The organism is Streptococcus panodentis (assembly GCF_017884005.1).
GTDB lineage: Bacteria > Bacillota > Bacilli > Lactobacillales > Streptococcaceae > Streptococcus > Streptococcus panodentis.
Genome location: NZ_QFAY01000019.1, coordinates 23,502 through 46,790 on the forward strand (window position 1 = coordinate 23,502; position 23,289 = coordinate 46,790).

The 23,289-nt window shown below is 47.9% G+C and carries 27 protein-coding genes and 1 other annotated feature; of the genes, 6 read left to right on the forward strand and 21 right to left on the reverse strand.

Annotation, left to right across the window (positions count from 1 at the left end; translation table 11 throughout):
* Nucleotides 1-76 precede the first annotated feature (76 nt).
* The 4 genes from DHL47_RS09045 to DHL47_RS09060 all read right to left on the reverse strand — a co-directional run bounded on the left by DHL47_RS09045 (nucleotide 77) and on the right by DHL47_RS09060 (nucleotide 1,874).
* Nucleotides 77-292 carry a DUF4190 domain-containing protein gene (locus DHL47_RS09045; RefSeq protein ID WP_206512692.1) on the reverse strand — a complete coding sequence of 72 codons (216 nt, stop codon included), beginning with the start codon at nucleotides 290-292 and terminating at the stop codon, nucleotides 77-79.
* Nucleotides 293-414: 122 nt separating this feature from the next.
* Entirely contained in the window at nucleotides 415-795 is a 381-nt protein-coding gene (locus tag DHL47_RS09050; RefSeq protein ID WP_128837069.1) for a rhodanese-like domain-containing protein, read from the reverse strand.
* Nucleotide 796: 1 nt separating this feature from the next.
* Complete coding sequence (locus DHL47_RS09055; RefSeq protein ID WP_128837070.1) at nucleotides 797-1,015, reverse strand: YqgQ family protein; 219 nt, start codon at nucleotides 1,013-1,015, stop codon at nucleotides 797-799.
* A gap of 343 nt (nucleotides 1,016-1,358) precedes the next feature.
* Nucleotides 1,359-1,874 carry a Dps family protein gene (locus tag DHL47_RS09060; protein ID WP_128837071.1) on the reverse strand — a complete coding sequence of 172 codons (516 nt, stop codon included), beginning with the start codon at nucleotides 1,872-1,874 and terminating at the stop codon, nucleotides 1,359-1,361.
* Nucleotides 1,875-2,034: 160 nt separating this feature from the next.
* Between DHL47_RS09060 and DHL47_RS09065 the strand changes: the two genes are divergently transcribed.
* Nucleotides 2,035-2,697, forward strand: coding sequence for a prepilin peptidase (locus DHL47_RS09065; RefSeq protein WP_209551633.1), 663 nt, complete (start codon nucleotides 2,035-2,037; stop codon nucleotides 2,695-2,697).
* Here the strand turns inward: DHL47_RS09065 and trpA are convergent.
* From trpA to rsmD, 14 genes are all read right to left on the reverse strand, one after another.
* Entirely contained in the window at nucleotides 2,666-3,445 is a 780-nt protein-coding gene (trpA, locus tag DHL47_RS09070) for a tryptophan synthase subunit alpha (RefSeq protein WP_209551634.1), read from the reverse strand. The genes DHL47_RS09065 and trpA overlap by 32 nt on opposite strands.
* Nucleotides 3,438-4,661, reverse strand: a complete 1,224-nt coding sequence (gene trpB / locus DHL47_RS09075) for a tryptophan synthase subunit beta (RefSeq protein WP_128837073.1) — start codon at nucleotides 4,659-4,661, stop codon at nucleotides 3,438-3,440. The genes trpA and trpB (DHL47_RS09075) overlap by 8 nt, the downstream gene beginning before the upstream one ends.
* Nucleotides 4,651-5,238 carry a phosphoribosylanthranilate isomerase gene (locus DHL47_RS09080; RefSeq protein WP_128837074.1) on the reverse strand — a complete coding sequence of 196 codons (588 nt, stop codon included), beginning with the start codon at nucleotides 5,236-5,238 and terminating at the stop codon, nucleotides 4,651-4,653. The genes trpB (DHL47_RS09075) and DHL47_RS09080 overlap by 11 nt, the downstream gene beginning before the upstream one ends.
* Nucleotides 5,225-5,992 (reverse strand): indole-3-glycerol phosphate synthase TrpC, encoded by a 768-nt coding sequence (trpC, locus tag DHL47_RS09085; protein WP_209551635.1) that lies wholly within the window; start codon nucleotides 5,990-5,992, stop codon nucleotides 5,225-5,227. The genes DHL47_RS09080 and trpC overlap by 14 nt, the downstream gene beginning before the upstream one ends.
* Complete coding sequence (gene trpD / locus DHL47_RS09090; protein WP_209551636.1) at nucleotides 5,989-6,993, reverse strand: anthranilate phosphoribosyltransferase; 1,005 nt, start codon at nucleotides 6,991-6,993, stop codon at nucleotides 5,989-5,991. Before trpD ends, trpC begins: the two co-directional genes overlap by 4 nt.
* The gene (locus DHL47_RS09095; RefSeq protein ID WP_209551637.1) at nucleotides 6,990-7,568 is read right to left on the reverse strand and encodes an aminodeoxychorismate/anthranilate synthase component II; all 579 of its coding nucleotides are present in this window, start codon (nucleotides 7,566-7,568) and stop codon (nucleotides 6,990-6,992) included. The genes trpD and DHL47_RS09095 overlap by 4 nt, the downstream gene beginning before the upstream one ends.
* The gene (gene trpE, locus DHL47_RS09100; RefSeq protein WP_209551660.1) at nucleotides 7,565-8,923 is read right to left on the reverse strand and encodes an anthranilate synthase component I; all 1,359 of its coding nucleotides are present in this window, start codon (nucleotides 8,921-8,923) and stop codon (nucleotides 7,565-7,567) included. Before trpE ends, DHL47_RS09095 begins: the two co-directional genes overlap by 4 nt.
* Before the next feature lie 214 nt (nucleotides 8,924-9,137).
* Nucleotides 9,138-10,319, reverse strand: a complete 1,182-nt coding sequence (gene trpB / locus DHL47_RS09105; protein WP_209551638.1) for a tryptophan synthase subunit beta — start codon at nucleotides 10,317-10,319, stop codon at nucleotides 9,138-9,140.
* 58 nt (nucleotides 10,320-10,377) lie between these two features.
* Nucleotides 10,378-10,609: a binding site (T-box leader), on the reverse strand.
* A gap of 91 nt (nucleotides 10,610-10,700) precedes the next feature.
* Nucleotides 10,701-11,222, reverse strand: a complete 522-nt coding sequence (locus DHL47_RS09110; protein WP_128837078.1) for a VanZ family protein — start codon at nucleotides 11,220-11,222, stop codon at nucleotides 10,701-10,703.
* On the reverse strand, nucleotides 11,209-12,297 hold the full coding sequence (gene rlmN, locus DHL47_RS09115; RefSeq protein WP_209551639.1) for a dual-specificity RNA methyltransferase RlmN: 1,089 nt from the start codon (nucleotides 12,295-12,297) through the stop codon (nucleotides 11,209-11,211). Before rlmN ends, DHL47_RS09110 begins: the two co-directional genes overlap by 14 nt.
* A 9-nt stretch (nucleotides 12,298-12,306) precedes the next feature.
* Entirely contained in the window at nucleotides 12,307-12,888 is a 582-nt protein-coding gene (locus tag DHL47_RS09120) for a YutD family protein (protein WP_128837080.1), read from the reverse strand.
* Between the two features lie 355 nt (nucleotides 12,889-13,243).
* A complete protein-coding gene (locus DHL47_RS09125) occupies nucleotides 13,244-14,347 on the reverse strand; it encodes a SepM family pheromone-processing serine protease (protein ID WP_128837082.1) in 1,104 nt (367 codons plus the stop codon).
* Nucleotides 14,337-14,825 carry a pantetheine-phosphate adenylyltransferase gene (coaD, locus tag DHL47_RS09130; protein WP_128837083.1) on the reverse strand — a complete coding sequence of 163 codons (489 nt, stop codon included), beginning with the start codon at nucleotides 14,823-14,825 and terminating at the stop codon, nucleotides 14,337-14,339. The genes DHL47_RS09125 and coaD overlap by 11 nt, the downstream gene beginning before the upstream one ends.
* Nucleotides 14,815-15,363, reverse strand: a complete 549-nt coding sequence (gene rsmD, locus DHL47_RS09135) for a 16S rRNA (guanine(966)-N(2))-methyltransferase RsmD (RefSeq protein ID WP_209551640.1) — start codon at nucleotides 15,361-15,363, stop codon at nucleotides 14,815-14,817. Before rsmD ends, coaD begins: the two co-directional genes overlap by 11 nt.
* 134 nt (nucleotides 15,364-15,497) lie before the next feature.
* On the opposite strand from rsmD, the gene DHL47_RS09140 reads away from it, so the two are divergent.
* From DHL47_RS09140 to DHL47_RS09155, 4 genes are read left to right on the forward strand one after another with little or no spacing between them, the layout of a single operon-like run.
* Nucleotides 15,498-16,175 (forward strand): helix-turn-helix domain-containing protein, encoded by a 678-nt coding sequence (locus tag DHL47_RS09140; RefSeq protein ID WP_209551641.1) that lies wholly within the window; start codon nucleotides 15,498-15,500, stop codon nucleotides 16,173-16,175.
* 1 nt (nucleotide 16,176) lies between these two features.
* Complete coding sequence (locus tag DHL47_RS09145; RefSeq protein ID WP_209551642.1) at nucleotides 16,177-17,592, forward strand: Y-family DNA polymerase; 1,416 nt, start codon at nucleotides 16,177-16,179, stop codon at nucleotides 17,590-17,592.
* A complete protein-coding gene (locus tag DHL47_RS09150; RefSeq protein WP_209551643.1) occupies nucleotides 17,589-17,963 on the forward strand; it encodes a hypothetical protein in 375 nt (124 codons plus the stop codon). Before DHL47_RS09145 ends, DHL47_RS09150 begins: the two co-directional genes overlap by 4 nt.
* Nucleotides 17,941-18,234 (forward strand): DUF5960 family protein, encoded by a 294-nt coding sequence (locus DHL47_RS09155; protein WP_128837087.1) that lies wholly within the window; start codon nucleotides 17,941-17,943, stop codon nucleotides 18,232-18,234. Before DHL47_RS09150 ends, DHL47_RS09155 begins: the two co-directional genes overlap by 23 nt.
* A gap of 270 nt (nucleotides 18,235-18,504) precedes the next feature.
* On the opposite strand, the gene DHL47_RS09160 is transcribed toward DHL47_RS09155, so the two are convergent.
* Nucleotides 18,505-18,891 carry a phospholipase D-like domain-containing protein gene (locus tag DHL47_RS09160; RefSeq protein WP_209551644.1) on the reverse strand — a complete coding sequence of 129 codons (387 nt, stop codon included), beginning with the start codon at nucleotides 18,889-18,891 and terminating at the stop codon, nucleotides 18,505-18,507.
* A 146-nt stretch (nucleotides 18,892-19,037) separates the two neighbouring features.
* Between DHL47_RS09160 and DHL47_RS09165 the strand changes: the two genes are divergently transcribed.
* Nucleotides 19,038-19,439 (forward strand): (deoxy)nucleoside triphosphate pyrophosphohydrolase, encoded by a 402-nt coding sequence (locus DHL47_RS09165; RefSeq protein WP_209551645.1) that lies wholly within the window; start codon nucleotides 19,038-19,040, stop codon nucleotides 19,437-19,439.
* Between the two features lie 206 nt (nucleotides 19,440-19,645).
* Here the strand turns inward: DHL47_RS09165 and DHL47_RS09170 are convergent, their stop codons facing one another.
* Both DHL47_RS09170 and DHL47_RS09175 read right to left on the reverse strand, forming a co-directional pair.
* Entirely contained in the window at nucleotides 19,646-22,510 is a 2,865-nt protein-coding gene (locus DHL47_RS09170) for a DEAD/DEAH box helicase (RefSeq protein WP_209551646.1), read from the reverse strand.
* 58 nt (nucleotides 22,511-22,568) lie between these two features.
* Nucleotides 22,569-23,285 carry a HEPN domain-containing protein gene (locus DHL47_RS09175; RefSeq protein WP_209551647.1) on the reverse strand — a complete coding sequence of 239 codons (717 nt, stop codon included), beginning with the start codon at nucleotides 23,283-23,285 and terminating at the stop codon, nucleotides 22,569-22,571.
* Nucleotides 23,286-23,289 lie beyond the last annotated feature (4 nt).

Consider the following 23,289-nt stretch of genomic DNA (forward strand, 5'->3'; position numbering starts at 1 on the left):
GCCACAGTGGCTTGCAAATCAAACAACAGAAACACAGAAAGCTGGGTACGCTTGTCCCAGCTTCCTTTTTAGGGGATTAGTACCCCAATGCATTCATAGCCATCATAAACCCTGCAACCATGTTAATTGCAGAAACAGCAATGCCGACGATATTCAGAATTTTTTCTGTATTATAATTCAAATTAGCCTCTTTTTGGTGTGAACTAGCCAGAACCAGTCCAATGATTCCTAAAACAAGTCCAATCAAAGCGAACAAAAGGCTAAAAATAACAGATAGGATACCTAAAACCAAAGAAGATTTTTTCTTTCCCTACATGTTGTAAAAACTCCTTAAATATTAATATTGGTTTATTATAACACATGAAATCTATTTTGCCTATATCCTACGATATTTTTTTTCACATTTTCTCTCCATCAGCTTGTTTTTACCTTGCCATTCCAAGAATCCAGTCCATAGGAAAGAATGTAGATTTCTTTAAAACCTTGTTTTTTCAGATACAAAGCCGCATTGGTCACGCGCTGGCCGCGGCTGTTTTCATATAAAAGAACGGCCTTATCCTTGCGAAGCGCACCGATACTATCCTTCAGCTGCTGGGAGGGAATATTGCGAGCACCCAGAATATGCTTGCGGTGATAATCCGACGGATCGCGCAGGTCAACCAGCTGCCCCTGACGAATCAGGCCTTCAAATTCCCCATTGTCCACGACTTTCGCCGCCCGACGCAGGCGGAGATAGTTAAAGCCCATCCAGCCCAGCATTCCCAAAAGCAAAGCCCACAAAATCCAAGTTACCATCTCAAGTCTCCTTTTTCTTCTCTAAATATTCTAACTCTAGCTGATGTTCTCGGCGCAGCACAGATTCCGCTGCCAGATAATCCAGCTTATCCATCAGCCCGGCATCGTAAATTCTCTCCAGCTCAATTTTCATCATTTCGATATCGTAGAGGCGCTTGCCCATGTAGATGATAATGCCAAAACTTTTGAGAAATTGCTGAACATCATACAGTGTTTTCATGAGCCTTATTTTATCAAATTTTCAGCCTCTTTTCAAGACAGAAAGAAAGGAGGTATGCGTCTCAGGTTTTGCCTCATTTTTTGAGAAGAATGAAGCAGAATGGTTAAGAAATGAAAGAACAGAGATTATCGCTCCCCGCTGGTTCGGCCGTCCCCAACATCCTAAACTCAACGGCATCCTACGGACTGGCTTCGTTAAGGAAGCTTCAGTACGGACTTCTCGCTGGCTCCAACTGCACCAACAGCCTAAACTCAACGGCATCCTGCGGACTGGGTTCCTTAAGGGCTATAGAAAAACAGAAAGGAAGACCTGCTCCTTTCTGCTTTGCATGGATATAAGCTGTTTATAAGCCTGGTGCTTGGCCGATTTCTGCCGTCAGCATCCAGATGGTCTTTTCAAGGTCGGCTTTGGCTCCGACAAAGATATCATTGGTCACATCATCACCCTCTTCATCCGTTACATCCAGAGCCTTTTGGTAGAGGCCGGTCAGATAGCGGAAAATCTCAATGACACGTGTCAGGCTTTCTTCAACACTCTTGCTGAATGTCCCCTCTTTTTCTTCGATATTGCTGTGTTGGATAAACTCCGTCAGAGTTGAGTAAGGCTTGCCGCCCAGTGTAATCAAGCGTTCGCTGACTTCGTCCAAAGTTTCATCCAAGGTTTCCATGTATTCGTCCATCTTTGGATGCCAAACCATAAAACCAGCCCCGCGCATATACCAATGCACCTGATGCAGGGCGATGTGAGCCGTATAGAGATCGGCGACAACTTGGTTGAGAATCGCCTTGGTTTTAGGTAGAGCCTTTTGGCTGCTGAAAGTTGCTACGTCCGTCACTGCTTCATTTTTTACTTGCGTCATATTTTTACCTCGCTTATTTATAATGATTCTAATCTTTATGATTATGAGTTAATTATAACCTTTCTAAATAAGAAATTCAAGTCTTTTGACTCAGAAAGTATCTTTATGAGAAAAGTTGCAAAATTTCAGAATATTCAGCGAAAAATGCGAATAAATAAGTATGATTCATCTATATTTTTTCTTCGTCGGCAGCAGTATCGCTTCTTTTCTGGGGCTGGTGATTGACCGCTTCCCGGAGCGTTCAGTCATCAGACCAGCCAGTCACTGCAACCGCTGCGGGCAAAGACTGGCCCCCCGAGATTTAATCCCTATCCTCTCCCAGCTCATCAACTGCCTGCGCTGTCGTTTCTGCAGCGGCAGGATTCCCTTGCGCTACTTGCTTTTTGAATGTGTCTTGGGCAGTCTTTTTCTGACAGCTTCATTCGGGATCCTCTCCGCCAGCCAGCTTCTGCTGCTCACTATGGGTCTGACTCTGGCAATTTACGATCAGCGGGAGCAGCAGTACCCCTTGATGATTTGGCTGATGTTTCACCTCATCTTGACTCTGACGGCCGGCTTCAGCTGGCTGATGCTCGGCTTTTTGCTGCTGGGCCTGCTGGCCTATGTCTGGAATATGGGGATTGGCGCTGGCGACTTTCTCTTTCTGGCTTCCTGCGCTGCTATTTTCAGCCTGACAGAAATTCTCATTCTCATCCAGATTGCCTCTTTCTCCGGCCTCGCCTGCTTCTGCTTTAAACAGAAAAAAGACAGGCTGGCATTTGTGCCCTGTCTTTTGCTCGGCGTGGCGGTGCTTATTTCTTATAAGCTGCTGCTGCTTGGATAAAGGCTGCGATACTGGCGTCCTTTTCATGAAGAGCTTTGACAATCTTGGATCCGACAATGACACCGTCTGAGACTTGATTGAAACGGGCAACATCCTCCAGGGTCGAAACGCCAAAGCCCGTCAGTACTGGAATCTCAGCAATATCATGGAGCTTGCTCAAGTGCTGGTCCAAATCATTGCGGTAATCACCGCTTTTTCCTGTCACACCATTGATGGCAACAGCATAGATAAAACCTTGAGCATTCTTAATCAGCTCCTGCTGGCGTGCCAGACCAGTCGTCAGACTGACCAGCGGAATCAGAGCAATGTCAGTGCCGGCAAGCTGCGGCTGGATAAAATCTTCATGCTCATGGGGCAGGTCCGGGATAATCAGCCCCTTGACCGGTGTCCCAGCCAAGTCAGCAACAAAATCCTTGAGACCGTACTGAAAAATGGGATTGAAGTAAGTCATGATAATCAAGGGCAGCTGAGTATCCACTTGCTGCAGAGCTGCGACCAGTGTCTTGGCGGAAGTATGGCGGCCTAGGCTGCGCAGGCCCGCCGCCTCAATAACTGGCCCGTCTGCAACAGGGTCTGAAAAAGGCAGGCCGATTTCAATGGCTGACACGCCCAAATCTTCCAAAAATGAAATCGTCTCTGACAAACCTGCTAAGCCTTTCTCGTGGTCGCCGGCCATGATATAGGGAACAAAAATCCCCTTGCCTGCTTTTTTGATAGCTTCTAAATGCTGAGTGAGTGTTTTAGTCATGGGCACCTCCTTTTTGGGCTGCATCTGCTTCTAAACGCTCCTTAACCTGAACCACATCCTTGTCGCCGCGGCCGGATAAGCAGACAATCATAGACTTGTCCGGTCCCAGTTCCTTAGCCAATTGCACCGCATAGGCAATGGCATGGCTGGATTCCAGAGCTGGTATGATGCCTTCGATACGGGACAGAAGCTGAAAGGCTTCCAGGGCTTCCTCATCCGTTACAGGGACATAGGTAGCCCGCTTGATCGCATTAAAGTGGGAATGTTCCGGACCGATACCCGGATAGTCCAGGCCGGCTGAGATAGAGAAGGCTTCCAGAATCTGGCCCTGCTCATCCTGGAGAACATCCATGAGAGCACCGTGGAGAACGCCCGGCCGGCCCTTGGTCAGGGTCGCAGCATGCTCGTCAGTATCCAAGCCACGGCCAGCTGCCTCTGTCCCATACATGGCAACTGATGCATCGTTGACAAAGGGATAAAAGAGACCGATAGCGTTAGAGCCGCCGCCGACACAGGCTACTAAAGCATCCGGAAGAGCACCGGCATTCTGCTCGGCAAATTGCCGCTTGGCTTCTCTGCCAATCACACTCTGATAGTCGCGGACAATTTCTGGGAAAGGATGGGGACCCAGCGCGGACCCCATGATATAGTGGGTATCGTCCACATGAGCTACCCATGCCCGCAGGGCGGCATTGACAGCATCTTTGAGCACCCGCGACCCGTCCGTCACCGACTCGACCTTGGCTCCCAAGAGCTCCATGCGAAAAACATTGAGAGCCTGACGCTTGACATCTTCCTCGCCCATATAGATGGTGCAGTCCATGTTAAAGAGAGCTGCTGCCGTGGCCGTAGCTACACCATGCTGGCCCGCTCCGGTCTCTGCGATGATTTTCTTCTTGCCCATGCGCTTGGCCAAAAGCACTTGGCCAAGGGCGTTGTTAATCTTATGAGCTCCGGTATGGTTGAGATCTTCTCTTTTGAGGTAGATTTTGGCTCCGCCGGCGTAGGCTGTCAGATTTTTAGCAAAGTAAAGGGGATTCTCCCGGCCGACATACTGCCTGAGCAGCTCGTCCAGCTCTGCCTGAAAAGCCGGGTCTTTTTTGCTGTCCTGATAAGCCTGCTCCAGCTCTAAAACAGCTGTCATCAGGGTTTCGGGAACAAAGCGCCCGCCAAAATCACCGTAGAATCCTTCTTGATTGGGTTGATTATATGCCATGTTTCACTCTTTCTATAAATGCTTGGATTTTTGCTTTATCCTTTCGCCCGTCTGTTTCTACACCGCTGGAAACATCCACTGCATAGGGGGAAAAGTGCTCAATTGCTGCTCCAACATTGTCTGCTGTCAGACCTCCGGCGATAAAGAAAGGCTGCTCAATCCTGCTGGTATCTGCTGTCTGCCAGTCAAAAGTCTGACCGCTGCCGGCAAGCGGAGCATCAAAGAGAATGTAGTCCGCTGCACGGCTGACCTGCCCCAGTCCCTGCTTGACCTGATAGGCCCGAATGACCGGGCGGCCAAGCTGAGGCAGCAGCGCTTCATCAAACTCCCCATGAATCTGCAGCAAATCAAGATCTGCAGCCGCCATAACAGCCTGCAGCTCTTCCAGACAGGGGGAGACAAAGACACCGACTGTTTTGACAGTTGGGGGGATGAGCTTGGACAGCTGAGCTGCCTTTTCAGGGCTGATCTGTCTGCGGCTCTCCGCAAAGACAAAGCCGATATAGTCAGCTCCGGCAGCCACAGCAGCCTGTACTGCTTCAGGACTTGACAGGCCGCAGATTTTAACTTTTGTCAACTTTCAGCTCCTTCATTCTCGCAGCTACATCTTCCGCCTGCATGAGGGCTGTTCCGACCAGAACAGCATCAAAATAAGGGGCCACCAGCTCGGCATCTGCTTTCTCAAAAATGGCTGACTCAGAAATATAAACCCTGTCAGCTTTGAAATGAGCAGACAGACCAAGGCTGGTATTGATGTCCGTTTCAAAGGTTACTAAATTGCGGTTATTGACTCCGATGATGCGGGCTCCCAAGCGGTGGGCAGCTTCCAACTCCGTCAGATTGTGAGTCTCAACTAAGACTTCCAGACCCAGACCGACCGCAAAGTCATAGAGCTCTTTCAGCCGCTTTTCCGTTAAAGCCGCCACAATGAGAAGAATCACTGTCGCCCCAGCATTTCTGGCCCTTACAATCTGCTTTTCATCAATGATAAAGTCCTTATTGAGGGTAGGAATGCTGACCTGATCCGAGATGTCCCGCAGATAGTCCAGACTGCCTTTGAAAAAAATTTCATCGGTCAGGACCGAAATCATAGCTGCACCGTTCTCCTCATAGATCCGGGCCTGCTGGACAATCTCCACATCAAGATTAATATTGCCCAAGCTGGGACTGGCTTTTTTGACCTCGGCAATCAGCTGCAGCTCCTGAGGCCGGCTTTTAAGGAAATCGTAGAAAGAATAGGTTTGGCGCAGGGGCTGCAGCTCTTCATAGGCCATGGCAGCCACTTCTGCTTCCTTCTGTCTGAGAATGGTCGGGAGAAATTCTTTGTTCATTTTTGATACTCCTGCAGTTTTTTCAGCTTTTCATAGGCAGCGCCGCTGGCAAGAACCTCACGCGCCAGAGCAATCCCTTCTTTGATAGAGGCCGTTTTGCCATTGGCATAAAAACCCAGACCGGCATTGAGGACGGTCATTTCCAGGCAGGGTCCTGCCTGATTCTGCAGAACAGAGAGCAGAATGGCTGCATTTTCCTGAGCGTCTCCGCCGCGAACAGCTTCCAGCGGAAGGCGGGCCATGCCCACATCTTCCGGAGTAAAACTGGCCAGCTGGATCCTCCCCTTTTCCAGCAGGGCATACTGGGTCGGACCACTCAGACCGGCTTCGTCCAGTCCATCCGGCCCTGATACGACCAGAGCCCGCTTGCGGCCCATATTTTTCAATACCTGAGACGTGCTTTCCAGCATATCCGGCCGGCTGGTTCCCAAGAGCTGGGTTTCCAAATCCATGGGATGAATCAGCGGGCCGGTCAGGTTCATGATAGTCGGGATGCCGAGGCTGAGGCGGGCCGGCATGATATACTTCATGGCTGGATGCATATTTTTGGCAAAGAGAAAGACAATCCCGGCCTCTTCCAGCACCTGAGCCAGCTGATTCGGCGCCAAATCCAGATTGATGCCCAGAGCCTCCAGCACATCGGCCGAACCTGACTTGGAAGAAATGGAGCGGTTGCCGTGCTTAGCCATAGGGATACCGCCTCCTGCCAAAACAAAGGCTGCCGTTGTCGAAACATTAAAGGAAAAAGACCTGTCACCGCCGGTGCCGCAGTTATCCATAGCATTAGCAATCGAGGCCGGAATATGCTGGGCATGCTCCCGCATAACCTGAGCCAGAGCGGTCCTTTCCTCCACCGTCTCCCCTTTCATTTTCAAGCCCAAAAGAAAGGCTGCAATCTGCGCTTCCGACACCTGACCAGTCACGATATCCTCAATCACTCCGGCCATCTCCTGGCCGGTCAGATCTTTAAAATCTGCTATTTTGGCAATTATTTCTTTCATCGTTTTTCCCCCTCTTTGACCAAATCAATAAAATTCTTAATCGACAAGAGTCCATCGGGCGTGCCGATACTTTCCGGATGATACTGAAAACCGTAAATCGGCCGGCTCCTGTGCTGAATAGCCATAACAGCCCCATCATCTGCTGCCCTAGCAGTCACTTCAAAGTCCTCCGGCATTTCCTCAATCAGAATCGAATGATAGCGCATAATCGGCCGGCCCTTGTCAACTCCCCTGTAAAGCGGAGAGGGCTTTTCAAAATGCAGCTGACTCTGCTTGCCGTGCATGACCTTGGGCGCCAGCCCCAAGGTTCCTCCGAAAACCTCAGCAATAGCCTGATGGCCCAAACAAATCCCTAATATCGGCTTCTGATCTGCAAAATCACGGATGATGTCTTCCGTTCTGCCCGCGTCAGCCGGCCAGCCGGGACCGGGAGACAGGACCAGCGCCTGGGCTTTTTCCGCCGCCTGATAGAGATTTGCATCATCATTGCGCAGTACCTGAACTTCCGCATAGGTCCCGATATACTGGGCCAGATTATAGGTAAAGGAATCATAATTATCAATCAGTAAAATCATTGAGTATCTCCTATCTTGGTCATGGACTTGGCCTTGTTGATGGTCTCCTGGTATTCTTTAGCTGGGACAGAATCATAGACAATGCCTGCTCCCGCCTGCACATAAGCTCTGCCATTTTTCAAAATCATGGTCCGAATGGCAATGGCAAAATCCATGTCCCCTGTCGCAGACAGGTAGCCAATCGCTCCTGCATAGACACCCCGCTTTTCCTGCTCCAGCTGGTAGATCCGCTTCATAGCCCGAATCTTGGGCGCGCCTGAAACGGTGCCGGCCGGCAGGGTAGACTTGAGGGCATCCATGGCCGTCAGATGCGGCAGCAGCCGCCCCTTGACGACACTGGTCAGGTGCATGACATAGCGGAAATGCTCCACTTCCATGTACTTGGTCAGCTGCACACTGCCAATCTGAGCAATCTTTCCGATGTCATTGCGGCCCAGATCCACCAGCATGCGGTGCTCAGCGACCTCCTTTTCATCCGCCAGCAAATCGGCTGCCAATTCCTTGTCCGCCAGCTCATCAGCCCCGCGGGGACGGGTACCGGCAATCGGATTGGTCGTCACACGCCCTTCCTTGACAGACACCAGACTTTCTGGGCTGGCCCCGATAATCTGATAGTCCCCAAAATCATAGAAATAAAGATAATTGGACGGATTGGTCACCCGCAGATTGCGGTAATAGTCCAGAGGATTGCCTGAAAAAGCAGCTGAGAAACGCTGGCTGAGCACGCACTGGAACATATCGCCCTGCCGAATCAAGCTCCGGGCTTCTTCCACCATTTTTTCGAAGCTATCCTGCTCCAAATGGCTCTGAAAATGCAGGCTGGACAGCTCTAAGGGCGAAAATTCATTTGCTGCCGGCTGCTGCAGCTCGGTCAGGATTCGGTCCAGACTGTCCGCCAGATCCGCCTCTGTCCGCTGACTGTAGAGCGCTTCTTCCACCAGATGAATCTTTTCCTTTTTATGGTCAAAAATCATGCAGCTTTCATAGACAAAAAAGTGCATATCCGGCGTTCCAATCAGGTCAGCTGGAATCTGACCAATCTCTTCATAAAGGGAAATCATATCATATCCGACAAAACCGATAGCCCCGCCGCCAAAAGGCAGCTCGCTGTCATGGTCTTTCTTGACTGTCAGCCGGTGAAGGTAGTCCAGTGGATCTTCATCCACAAAACGGCCATTTTCCAGCAGCCGGCCTTCTTCATACTTGACTTCAAAGACAGGATTGTAGGCCACAATGGAAAAGCGGGCCGTTTCCGTATCGCGGGGAATGCTCTCCAAAATGACCTTATGGTCTCCCCTTATCCTCATATAAGCAAGAATGGGGGATAAAATATCAGCTGGTAAAACTTTTTCCATCATCTTTCCTTTCTAGATTCAGAAGATCTCTTTTCTGAGAGGATTGTCCTATCTGACATTTGCCTTTCAGCTCATGTCCTACTCAAGTAAAGCAGGCAGCCGCAGACAGCTCAAAGCACTGCTTTGAGGTTGCGAATAGAGCTTCCGTGAGGAAGTCTCAAAAGTAGGGCAAGGCAAGCTAACAAAGTAATAAAAGATCAACTAAATGACGATATTATCTGCGCTTCTCCAAATAGTCCGCAATCGCCGCCACATCTTTATCACCACGACCAGAGACATTGATAATCAGAATCTCCTCCGGAGAAAGCTTGGGAGCTAATTTGACAGCCTCTGCCACAGCATGTGAGCTTTCAATAGCTGGCAAAATCCCTTCTTTCTGTGTCAGCAAGAGCAAAGCATCCACCGCTTCATCATCACTGGCAGCCACATATTGAACGCGGCCAGAGTCCTTAAAGAAAGCATGTTCCGGTCCGACTCCTGGATAGTCCAGCCCCGCCGAAATCGAGTACACTGGTGCAACCGAACCATCTTCTGAAAATACGGCGTAGGTCTTCATCCCATCTACCACGCCAATCCTGCCCTTGGTCATGGTGGCAGCATGCTGATCTGTGTCCAAGCCACGGCCGGCTGCTTCCACACCAATCAAATGAACACTTTCGTCCTGTACATATTCTGAGAAAGCTCCAATAGCATTGGAACCGCCGCCAACACAGGCAATGACATAGTCAGGCAAGCGGCCTTCTTTCTCCAAAATCTGCCGGCGGGACTCCTCACTGATAACCTTTTGAAATTCGTGGACAATCGTCGGATAAGGATGCGGGCCGACGGCCGAACCCAGCACATAGAAAGCTTCTAAATCCCTCATCCAAGCACCAAAAGCCGCATCAACTGCATCTTTTAAGGTCTTGGTGCCGGTCTCAATTGCATGGACAGCTGCTCCCATCATTTCCATACGAAATACATTGAGGCGTTGGCGTTCCACATCCTCCGCCCCCATATAGACATCGCATTTCATGCCAAATTTTGCGGCAGCTGCGGCTGTAGCCACCCCATGCTGTCCAGCACCTGTCTCTGCAATGACACGGGTCTTTCCCATTCGCTTGGCTAATAAAATCTGACCCAAAACATTGTTAAGCTTATGCGAACCCAGATGATTGAGATCCTCACGCTTGAGATAAATTTTAGCGCCGCCCAGATGCTGAGTCAGGCTCTCTGCAAAGTAGAGCGGGGTCTCCCGACCAGAGTAATCTGCCAAATAATGCCGGTATTCCGCTAAAAATTCCGGGTCATTCTTATACTTTTCAAATGCCGCTTCCAACTCATACAGCAAAGCCTGAATCGGCTCCGGAACGAAAGAGCCGCCAAATTGTCCAAAATAACCGTTTGTATCTGCCATGTTTATTACCTTATTCTATTATTTTTGAAAAAACAAAAACCCCACGCAGAAAAATCTGCGTGAGGGCGTAAAATCGCGGTGCCACCTCAGTTATGGAGAAAAAGCATAAACCGTCCCCATCTCTCTGCCTTGTCCAACAACAAGCTGCACTGTAAGGTGTGCGTACCGAATTTTTATTGTTTCAAATTCCTATTCTTCCATCAGCCCACTTCATAAACTGCTGCTGCCTGTTTGCACCAACCACAGGCTCCCTGAAAGCAGACCATCTACTACTTTTCTGACGATTGATTACATTATAGGATTTTCCTTGTCTCTTGTCAAGAAAAAATGGAGAACTTCTTTCAATTCCGAACTTTTCTGTCATACAAAACGTTGAAAAGGTCATTTGCTTGACTGCTGCAGCTTTTTCTGACAAAAGCGAAAGAACAGCCAGGCCAGATAACCGCCCAAGGTATTGGTCCATAAATCATCTATTTCAAAGACCCGCTGGGCATTGATCAGAATATCCAGCAAAATCTGGCTGCATTCAATCGTCAGACTGACCGCAAAGCTGAGCCAGACAATTCTCTTGGTGCTGCGCAGCTTGGGAAAGAGCCAGAGCAGCTGCATCATCAAGGGGGACAGCAGCAGGATATTGGCCAGATTCTGCAGGAAAACCTTGACCAGCTGCAGCCAAGAGGTAATTTCGCCGATGTTGACAAAGGAATTAAAAGGGACCAGAAGGACCACGATGCGGCCGAAATACTGAATCCCCGGTGTCTCCATACCTTCTTCCGGTACCTGCGGCAGAAAGCACATCAGGCAAAGCAGGAAAATATAGCTAGCTGTCCCCCAAAACAGGGTCTTTCTTCCTTTTTCAGTCAGCTCCCCCTCTGCTGTGAAGTAACTTTTAAGGTTGAGCATTTTCCACAAGAGCCTTCTCCCTGTCTTTTTTCATAGTGTTAGAGCGCAGCTGGCCGCAGGCTGCATCAATGTCTGTCCCATGCTCCTGACGGACCACGCAGTTGACCCCATTTTTCTTGAGCGTATCATAGAAGGCCAAGACCCGCTCTTTGGGACTGCGGCTGTACTGATCATGCTCACTGACCGGATTATAGGGAATGAGGTTGACATAGGACAGCTTTTTGATTTTTTGCAGCAGAGCAGCCAGCTCTCTAGCCTGCTCCACTCCATCATTGACTTCATTGAGCATGATGTACTCGAAGGTCACCCGGCGGTTGGTAGTCTCAATGTAGTATTCAATGGCTGCAAAAAGTTTCTCGATAGGAAAAGAGCGGTTAATCCGCATGATACTGGTCCGCAGCTCGTTATTGGGAGCATGGAGGGAGACCGCTAGATTGACCTGTACTCCTTCATTGGCAAAGTCCCGAATCTTATGAGCCAGACCGGAGGTCGACACGGTAATATGGCGGGCCCCGATTGCCAGCCCCTTGTCATCATTCACTGTCCGGACAAAGCGGAGGACATTGTCGTAATTGTCAAAAGGCTCACCGATGCCCATGACCACAATATGGCTGACCCGCTCGTCCTGACCGCGCTCATCAAAATACTTCTGCACCAGCATAATCTGGGCCATGATTTCGCCGCTGTTGAGGTCGCGCTGCTTTTTAATCAGGCCGCTGGCACAGAAAGTACAGCCGATATTGCAGCCGACCTGAGTGGTCACACAGACTGACAGGCCATAGTGCTGGCGCATGAGCACCGTCTCAATCAGCATGCCGTCCGGCAGTTCAAAAAGATATTTGACTGTTCCGTCGGCAGACTCCTGCACGATGCGCTGCTTGAGCGGATTGACGACGAAAGCATCCTCAAGCTTCTCAATCAGCTCCCTAGACAGGTTGGTCATCTCTTCAAAAGACTGGACCCGCTTGCGGTAGAGCCATTCCCAAATCTGGGCGGCCCGATATTTCTTTTCTCCCTTTTCCTCTGCCCAGTCCTGCAAGTCCTGACGGGTCAAACTGTAAATCGATGGTTTCATAGTGCTCCTTTATTTCTGGCGAATGACAAAATGACGGCTGCTGTCCTTCTGCTTCTGCTGCGGATGTTGTTTATTCTGCCGATTCTGTTTATTGCTGCGGCGGGAAGACCGCTTAAAATCTCTGTCAAAACGGTCCCGCTCATTTCTGCGGTCGCGGCTGCTATTTGAGCGGTTGCTGCGGGAGCGTTTGGATTTTCCGTCTCCCTCTTTTTTCCCGTGGGATTTTTTGTCAAAGGAAGCCCGCTGAGGATGCGGATTTTCCAGCACAAAATAAGCACAGCCATAACTGCAGTATTCCAGCAGGTAGTCTTCCAGACGGCTGATTTTCTCGCTGCTTTCCTGAGCCCGCTCATCCTTATAAAAACCGCGCAGACGCAGCTGCTCATTGCCCCAGTCGCCGACGATATAGTCAAACTTTGTCAGAATTTCCGAAAAACGCTGATGAAAGGCCGTCAGATCAAAGCCGCCCTTATGATTCTCAACCAAGTCAAATTCAAACTGATCCGCGGCAATTTTGCTGCCGATCTGCCTAAATTCCGGCCCCGGAAATCTATTATAATTGTATAATTCAGGTGAAATTTCTTTACGCATGCTCTTCCTTTTCATTCCGAATATCATTTATCTGCAATACCTTATTTTATCATAAATCAGCCAATATTTGGCGGACTTTTCATCAAAAACATCTTTCTAAAAAAAGTCAGACGATTTAATACTCTTTGACCATTTCTTCCTGCTCATACTCAAACGTTGGGAGCGGCTGAAGAAGAGTGGACAGGCCCGTGTTTTGCTCAAAAACAAAAGAAAACGAAAACCCGTATTCGTGATACTCTTTGAAAATCAACACCAACCGTCCGTTCGTTTGATCTGGCAAGCTCAAGTGACATCTGGGTCTCACTGCCTGGTCTGATGTTGATTTTAGTGGAGTATGAATACCGGTTCTAAGATTTTACTGATTCGTTTTAAGATAGTCAATGGCATCCTGCAGGGTTTTGACCGGAACAATTTTCATATCGGTTTTGATTTCCTTGGCTGCTGCCAGTGCCGTTTCATAGTTATTTTTGGCCTTGGGATCAGCCTTTTTCTCTTCCTCGCTGAGCTCATTATTGGGAGCAAAGAAGATATCCGCCCCATTCTGGGCAGCAGAAACTACTTTTTTATCAATCCCGCCGATTTCGCCGACATTTCCTTCTCTGTCAATGCTGCCAGTACCGGCAATATCCCTGCCGTTACGCAGACCAGGCTCTGCAATCTGGGTATAAATAGCCAAGCTGAACATCAGGCCCGCACTGGGACCGCCAATCCCTTCAGTTGAAAATTCAATAGGAATCGTGCTGCTGACTTCCGTACGGTCCGTCAGGCCGATGCCGATACCATTTTTGCCATTTTCCAGCTTGATAATTTTCCCGCTGGCCGTCTTGGTTTCCCCATCTTCCTCATAAGTAACCTTGACTGTATCGCCCAGCTTCTGCGAAGAGACATACTTCACCAAATCTTCTGAGCTTTCAAAGGTCTGGTCATTGACTCCGGTAACCGTGTCCGCAATGTTGAGGACACCCTTAAAGGTCGAATCATCCGTCACATCCAAAACATAGACCCCCAGATAGTTCATGGTAATTTCCTTACCGGCTGTTTTTAACCCCTGATATTTAGCCATATTTTGCGACGTTTCCATGTAAAACTGATTGATGCGGTTAAACTCCTGATCCGTAGAACCGCCGGTCATATCCTGAGCGGAATAAATATCCGTAAAAGGCGTCAGCCAGGCATAGACCAAATGGGCAAAGGTCGCCTGCTCTACTCCAACGGTCACAAAATTGTAAGAGCCCGCCTCTTTATCGCTCTTATCATCTACCCGCAGCACCTGCCGAACATCCTCCGAGGTCCCCGGCACTTCGATATAGTAGGGCAGGCGGATAAAAAGAGCCGCCAGAAAAAGCAAAATGAAAGTGATTAAGAAAGCAGCACCAGCATAGGCGGCACAGCCCGACAGCCTGAGGCCAGAGCGCTTTTCCTTGCTGATTTGGGGATTATTGGTTGGTTCATTCTTCATCTTTTGTCTCTAACTCCTTGATAACACTTTGAGGCACATAGGCAGCAATGTCCTGCTGAAAAGCGATTAGCTCACGTATTCGTGAGGAACTGACATACTGGTAAGAAGGCTTGCTGAGCAGAAAGACCGTCTCAATTTCACCTGCCAGTTCCTGATTGAAAAAGTTCATATTGGCTTCATAGTCCAAGTCCCCTGCATTGCGCAGGCCGCGCACGAAAGCAGTCACTCCCAGCCTTCTCGCTGCATCAACAGCCAGTTCATCATGGGAAGTGATAACCTGAACATTTTCTACATGCTGCAGGGCCGCCTTGACCATTCGTTCTTTCGATGCAATCGTGAAAAAACCTTCTTTTTCGCGATTGTAGAAAATTCCCACATAAAGCCGGTCGAAGAGCCGGCTGGCACGCTCAATCAAGTCTACATGCCCCTTGGTAATAGGGTCAAAAGACCCTGTAAATAATCCGATTCTATCTGACATACACCGTCACCTTTGAAATACCATAGTTTTTCTGCTTCCAGATACCCAGACCCGCTATTTCCTCCGGCAGCCTGACAGACTTGTCCGTTTCACAGACTACGAGGACCTCCTCAGAAAGGAGCTGGCGCTCTGCCATTTTCTCCAAGTCTGCCGCAATCTGCTCCTTGGCATAAGGCGGATCCAGCAGGACCAAGTCAAAAGGGTCTGACAGCAGGTCCAGCGCCCGGCCAGAGTCCATTTTCAGAAGCTGAAAGCACTGCTCTTCCTTGGTCATTTTGATATTCTGACTGATAACAGCCTGAGCCCGGCGGTCTTTCTCCACCAAAACGGCTGCTTCCATGCCCCGCGAGACTGCCTCAATCGCCAGACTACCGCTGCCGGCATAAAGGTCCAGCACCCGGCCGCTGTCAAAATAGGGCCCGATCATATTAAAAATGGCCCCCTTGACCTTATCTGTCGTAGGCCGGGTCGTCCGCCCCTCCAGCGTTTTGAGGGGCCGCCCCCCATATTTCCCTGCAACAACTCTCATAAAGAACATTATAACAAATTTTTGAGCTGTCAGCGGTTTTTAGCCGGCAAAAATACAGAATTTTTCAGATTTTCCTCTTGCCTTGCTCTTTCATTTCTGCTATACTGTAGGTAACGTTTAAAAAGTTACACAGGAGGTTCTTTATGTTCTCACATGAAAAATTAAAACAGCGCCGCTCAGAACTTCATCTGACGCAGGCAGACATCTACCAGCCTCTGGAAGTTTCCCGTAAGACCTACTCCTCTTGGGAAAACGGCCTAGCCGAGCCCCACGCAAAAAATCTCAGGAGGTTGGCCAAGCGTCTCAAAGTCCCGGAGAGCTATTTTGTGGATGAAAACAGCGCACTCTACACCTACCCTCTACTGACCCCGCCGCACCAAAAGGAGGTCGATCAGCTGGCCAGTCAGCTGCTGGATCGGCAGCACAAAGTCACTGCTCTCACTGCCTATCAAGTTCTTTCCATTGAGCTGGCCGCCGGCCTCGGTCACACCTATTATGACAATGAGACGGACTATGAAACCGTCTATTTCGATCAGGATATCCAGCATGACTTTGCCTCTTGGGTAGCCGGGGATTCCATGGAGCCCAAATATCCCAACGGCTCTGTCGCTCTCATGAAACAGACCGGCTTTGACTATGACGGAGCCGTCTATGCCCTCCTCTGGAATGGCAAAACTTACATCAAGAAAGTCTACCGTGAAACCGAAGGCCTCCGCCTTGAGTCCATCAATCCCGACTACGACGACCTCTTTGCCCCCTACGAGGACCAGCCTCAGATCGTCGGTATTGTGGTCGGGCATTTCCTGCCGATTGAGGTATGAGATGGCCCTATTTGACTATTCACGCGAGCCCCGGTCAGACATTGCTTTTGTGGATATGAAAAGCTTCTATGCTTCCTGCGAGTGTCTGGCCCTGGGGCTGGACCCTTTGAAAACCTCCCTCTGCGTTCTGAGCCGGGCTGACAATGCTGGCGGGCTCATTCTGTCCTGCACCCCAAAGTTCAAGAAAATTTTCGGCAGCCAGAATGTCAGCCGCAGCTACATGCTGCCCTTTGACATTAAGACCCGGAAGTTTCATTACAATGCCGCCCGCAGACAAGGCCTGCCCATCACAGCAGATTATGTCCGTTTTGTGGAGAAGGCGGCTCTGGCAACGGTCATCGTCCCGCCCAGAATGAATGATTACATTGAGAAAAATCTGGAAATCCAAAAAGTTTTTCAGGATTTTGCAGCTCCCGATGACATCTTTCCCTACTCGATTGACGAGGGCTTTTTGGATTTGACCAGCTCACTCAACTACTTTATCCCAGATAAGGGAATGGGCCGCAGGGTCAAACTGGACCTGCTGGCAGCCCGCATTCAGCAGGCCATTTGGAAAAAGACCGGCATCTATGCCTCTATCGGCATGAGCAATGCCAACCCTTTGCTGGCCAAGCTGGCTCTGGATGTTGAGGCCAAGCATTGTCGGACCATGCGAGTCAACTGGTCCTATGAAGATGTCCCCAGCAAGGTCTGGACGATTCCAAGGCTGACTGATTTCTGGGGCATCGGCCGCCGGACAGCTCTGAGACTCCAGCAGCTGGGGATCCAGTCCATCTACGATCTGGCTCATTTTAACCCGGACATTCTCCAAAAGGAGATGGGAGTCATGGGCCTGCAGCTTTGGTTTCACGCCCACGGCATCGATGAGAGCAATGTCCACCATCCTTATCAGGCCAAGTCACAGGGACTGGGCAATTCACAGATACTGCCCTGCGATTACAGACAGCAGGCGGATATTGAGCTGGTATTTAAGGAAATGGCCGAGCAGGTCGCCGTCCGGCTGCGCCGGGCGGGCAAAAAAACCCAGCGAGTGGCTATCCATGCCCGCTACTCTAAGTTAGAGAACCGCGCTTCTATCCATACACAGCGCAAGATTGAAGCATGCAATAACAGCGACCGGCTGGCCCAGACTGTCACTCAGCTCTTTCGTTCTAAGTATCAGGGCGGGGCTATCCGCCAGATCGGCGTTTACTACAGTGACTTGGTTGATCAAAGCTTCAGTCTGATTTCCCTCTTTGACGATCCTCTGCAACAGCAGAAAGAGGAGGAACTGCAGCTGGCTATTGACCGGATTCGCGATCAGTTTGGCTTCACCTCCCTGCTCAAGGGCTCTGCCCTCCTCCAGACTTCCCGCATGATAGCCCGCAGCAAGCTGGCCGGAGGTCATTCTGCCGGAGGTCTGGAGGGACTGTCATGACCGATCGCTCCTATCTCCCCTATCAGTCTGCCCGTGATTTCCAAGATCGGGGCATGGCCAAGTGGGCCGGTTTCTTTCTGTCTGAGCACAGCAGCGCCCTAACCCGCAAGGCAGCAGAGCCCCGCCGCTTGGCTGAGCTCAGTCTTAGAGATAAGCTGCAGCTGCTCAGCCAAGCCTACAGCCAGCAGATTCCCATCTGCATTACCATTCTGGATCAGGCCGAATGCAGCAGCATGCAAGGCACTGTCTTTCATCTTGACAGCCGACAGGTCCTCCTGCAGGAGAAAGACCGCTGCAGGGCTATCAGCCTGAGCCAGATTCTTTCCATTCAAGCCAAAGGAGGAACAGATGACGGCTCAGTTTTCGTCTAATGAGCTGCAGTTCGATTACTTTTCTGACAATTACCGGCAGTTCCAACAGGACTTTTACCGCTTTTCCAACCTCTCTCAGCCTCTGTCTTTCATGGAAGAAGACCTCCTGCTCCATATGGCCGGCCGCCAAAGCAGCTACTTTAAACTTTCCAAAAGCAAAAGTCTGGACCAGAAGGATCACTACTTCCATTTCAGCATCAGCAGTCCCGCAGACACTCCCTGCCTGAAAATCTACCACTATCAAGGGCAGAGCGAACAGATAGCAAAATAACCTCCCAGACTCAGTTTGGGAGGTTTAAAAATATAGGGAAAGTCAATGTCAAAATAGACTCAACGACAATCATCAGTAAACTAGGCAGCCAGCTGCAGGCTGCTCAAATAGTCTGGGGGACTATCTGAGGCTGTGAATGGAGCTTCCATAGACAGCAGCAAAAGCACTGCTTCTGTCTCAGCTGTAAAACTTGATATAGGGGTCAGAGAGATTCCGTGGAACTCCTTGCAGGTCAATGAGCCGATGGATTACCCATTGTTCTGACTCTTATCACTTGCCGTCTTTGATTTTCACTGAGTGCAAAAGCCCATCTAACTGCAGCTGGGACAGGACTTCGCTGACCAGACTAGGGCTCTCTAGGCGGAGGAGACTGGACCCTTCCCCGCCTGCATTGCCTATCTCCGGCAAAGTTCCATACCAGACAAGGGAGTAGTCAACCACCAGCATATTCATGATAACTTTTCGATCAATCGGTAAAACTTTCAAGTACTCATCTTCCAGCCTTTTTAAAAAATGAAGATTTTTGGCTCCTTTTGGCACTACCAGTTTTATGTTAAGTTTTGGATAGTTTCCCTTGAGCTGAAGCAGCTTATCAACTGAGATATGAGTGCAGAGCAGGACAATCTCCCCTCTGGCCTGCAGCAGATCTGCCTTCAAAACAGATTGATAGATCTTCTCATTATAAAGAGCCTGTTTACTGCTGCCATTTCTAGTTTAAAAATTGGGAAGATAAAAGTTCCAGATAATCAATCTATCCTGCAATTTTATTCGGCTTATGATATGATAGTTTAAAGGAGAAAATCATGTCGAAAAAAATCATCCAGGTCGTCGCGGCAGCTATTGAGAAGGACGGAAAATTTTTTTGCGCTCAAAGACCGGAAGGCAAAAGCCTAGGTGGCTACTGGGAATTTCCAGGTGGAAAATTAGAAGAAGGCGAGTCATCCGAAAGGGCTCTGGTCCGAGAAATTCAAGAGGAACTCAACTCTACCATCGAAATTCTTTCCTATATCAATGAGGCCGCTTATGACTATGACTTCGGGACGGTCATCATGAAAACCTACCATGCTCGTCTCATTTCAGGAAATCTTGAACTTTTGGAACACCAAAATTCTACCTGGCTAGCCCCTAACGAACTAAAAACTCTCAACTGGGCCCCTGTAGACCGACCGGCAGTGGAAATACTATCTAAAAAAACGAGGCTGTGATGCAAAGATTCCAGCCTCTTTTTTATTAATATCGTCATTTAGTTTATCTTTTATTCCGTCGTTAACTCGCCTTGCCGTACCCCAGTACAGCCTGCGGCTCGTTGCCTAGTACTAAAAGCAAACTAAAAGACTATAATAACCTTGAACAAACTCACAGGGCTGAATTACGAAATCGAGACTTCGTCTACCGATTTCTGTTTCATGCCTTATTTTTTTGTGAGATAATCATAAAGTGTAGCAGAAACCTCGTTGGCCAATTCAAAATTCATCGTGACCACAGGGGTCTTGCCATCCTGCATTTTAGTCTCAAGAGTGCTATCTTCCAAATAGTGAATCGGACCCAGATAATAGAAGTCGCTTCCCTCACCATCTTCCTTCTTGATAAAGAGATGAAGAGCTAGACCGGTTTGATTAGACCGCATAATCTCAGCTACTTCTCTGGACTTGAAACTCCGATTACTCCGAGAATACCAATGAAAGACCTTGTTTGATAAGAATCCGTCCTGGTACTGGGTTGTTTCCGTGATGTCTTCCTCTTTGTGATAGGTGACAAAGACGGGACACGTTCCATGCTTGACCTTGTAGCCATAAACGGTAGAACTCTCGTCCTTGTCCCACTTGAGTAGTCTCACAGCATCTTTCCGAGAATATTTCTCCCCGATGGTCAAAGGCTCCTGCGGGTATTTCTCTGATCGATCCAAGCCAGTTTGAATGATATCTAAGATAAAATTCCGATAGTCCTCTGTTAGAAATTGAGAGAAATTTAGATTCAGTTGATAAATGTTATTTTCAATTTTTAAGGCGGGTAAATCATACTTTTCTTGGTCTCTTTTAATGAAAAAGTCATAGGTTAAGCAGGCCTCAATCGACCTCAAAAGCGCATCAGAAACGTGCAAGCCTGCTTCTTTTAAAAATTGTTCAAAATCCGACTGGGAAATCTGTCCTTTTTCCAGCAAGACTTTCAACAGATAAAGGTCCTCTTTTCGCTTACCGTTGGACAACTCCTTACAAAGAAAAGTCAGAAAACCATTTAATTCAGGAATTTTAACAAATCGATCGTCCTTGTCAAAGGAAGCGATAACCTCTCCATAATGGTTAAAATTATCAAAAAAGACATAGGGATCCAGGGTGTCCAGTTTCCAAAAATCACTCAAGTTTGGAGTACGGCCCAAGCGATTCTTGGTTTCCATATAGGCCTCTTTTAGAATGACCCGATTGGACAGATTGGTAATAGAAATTGATTTAAAAATCTGCTCCTTAGCGACTTCCTCAAAATTGATGGTGGTCAAACCATTGAGAATATTGGGTTCCCGGAGCTCCCGACGGTAATTATCCTTATTCATGGACTTATCGCCAAAAAGGGCAATGGGGATCAGGTAGTTATTCTTGTAATTTCCGATAAAGTCGATAATGGTCACATACTCTTTGCTCTCGTGCTTACGTAGGCCTCGGCCCAGCTGCTGGACAAAGACAATGCTGGACTGGGTATTCCGCAACATAACCACCTGGTTGACAGATGGGATATCGATTCCTTCGTTGAAAATATCCACCGTTAGGATATAATCCAAGTCTCCATTTTCCAACTGGGCAACCACATCATTTCGTGTATCCATACTATCGTCACCGGTCAAGGCCCGACAACGTTTACCCTCTTGATTGAGTTTAACCGCCAGCTCACGCGCTTCTTTCTTAGAAGAGCAGAATATCAAGCCCTTGACCTTGGTCCCACTCACGCCATAAAAATCAAGCTTATTGATAATGTGCTTGACCCGCTCGTCTGAGGTCAGATTGGCAATCGTGGTCTTTTCATTAACCAACAGTCCTTCGACTTCAATCTCCTTGACGGCATAGTAGATAAAAGGACAGAGCATATCATTATCCAAGGCATCCTGCAGACGAATTTCATAGGGAACATTGTAATCAAAGAGCTCATAGATATTTTGCCCATCAGTCCGCTCCGGCGTCGCTGTCATGCCCAGGTAAAATTCCGGCTGAAAATAATTCATGACCTTTTTATAAGAAGCCGCCCCAGCCTTGTGCACTTCGTCAATCAGAATATAATCAAAGAAGTCCTCAGGAAATAGCTGGAGATTAGCATCTCGCGATAGGGTTTGAATAGTCGCAAAGATATATTTCTTGCCAGCCAAGTCAGCACCAAAATGGTAAATCATAGCTTCCGAATCAGAAAACTGCAGAACCTTTTGAAAATCCTTGAGGGACTTTTGCAGAATCTGCTCCCGGTGGACGATAAAAAGCATCCGCTCGGGCTCAAACTGTTGGACATCAAAGGCTGACAAGAAGGTTTTCCCAGTCCCCGTTGCACTGATGACCAGGGCTCGATCCTTACCCGACTCACGAATAGCAGCCAAGCCTTTCAGGGCCTCCTGCTGCATTTTATTGGGCTTGATTTCTCTCAGCTGATATTCCGAAGTGCCTTCATCCTGGATCTGATCCGGCCGAATCGTCGGCCGACGTTTTTTAGCATAGGAGGCAATCCGCTCCTCCGTCAAGAGGTCTGATTTAGCCCAAATCTTCTCAAACTCTGCCTTGGTAGCCTGAATCAAGTCCCCATTATGGGTAGAGGTTAGCTTGATATTCCACTCATAGTTAATCTTGAGCGCATGGTGGGTCAGATTGGAACTACCAGAAATCAACACCTGTTTGCCCTCATGCTCAAAAAGATAAAACTTGGCATGCATCTGCATACTCTCAGGAGTCAAACGAACCTCGACATTCCTCAGCTTGAGCAATTCCCGCATGGCAATCGGGTCATTAAAATCCAGATAAGGGGAAATCAGAATCTTCCCCTCAATCCCCTTATCCATCAAATCAGACAACTGCGACTTAATCAAGGCAATACCCGACTGGGTGATAAAAGCCACCGAAATGTAGAAGGCCTGACACTTGCCCAACTCCTCCTGCAAATCCGCCAAAACATAGCGTTTAGCTTCCTGGTCATTAATCAAAATCTGCGGCGAATACCCGCCCTCTTGATACCTGACATTATCCACAAAACCAAACTTCAAGGACTTAATCAGCGTATCCTGAAACAAACTCACACCATCTGGCATAGAAAGACTCTTTTCTAAAATTGTTGCTATGTAAAATAAAAATTGGGAATTCTAAAATTTAACTAAATTCTTTCAGTAAATCATTCGAACTATTAGTTATAGGAAAATTATTAACACTTTCATATTTTTTTATCATTTCCGATATAATATATTTAAAATTACTTACATATTCAACGAATTGTTCATTTTCAATTGAAAAATGGAAATTTTCATGAGCTATACTATTTCTTATGTCTCTGTACTTCGAGATAAAATTTGCTGCAGAGTATTTTTGAACCTGATTAACATTGGATATTGTTTCAAAAGTTGATAATTCAATATGTTCTAAAAGTTCTGAATCGTTAAATATCTGCGCAAAAATATCTGGATAATGTTCTTTCAATTTATTATCATGAAGAAACTCGAATCTAAGATACTTGGACAGCTCCTCTTGATCTATTTTATTATATAAAATAGATTTTATGCTATCATATGTTTTTGTTTTTGGATCTTTTAACAACTGCTCTAATTTTTTGCTATTTTTATTAGTGTTAATAAAATATTTCATTGCAATTGATCCTTTAAGACCTTCAAGTTTTATTCCTTTATCAGATTCAGTAATTGACCTAACATAACTTTGAATCAGATTTTCTAAGAAATATTCAAATGTAGTATAAACTGAAAGATATAATGAATTAAGTAGTAAATTACTTGCGTTCGAATCCAATTTATTGAGTTCATGCTGATAGATATTTATATAATTATCGTAGCTTTCAAAAATTCTTTCAATATCCATATGA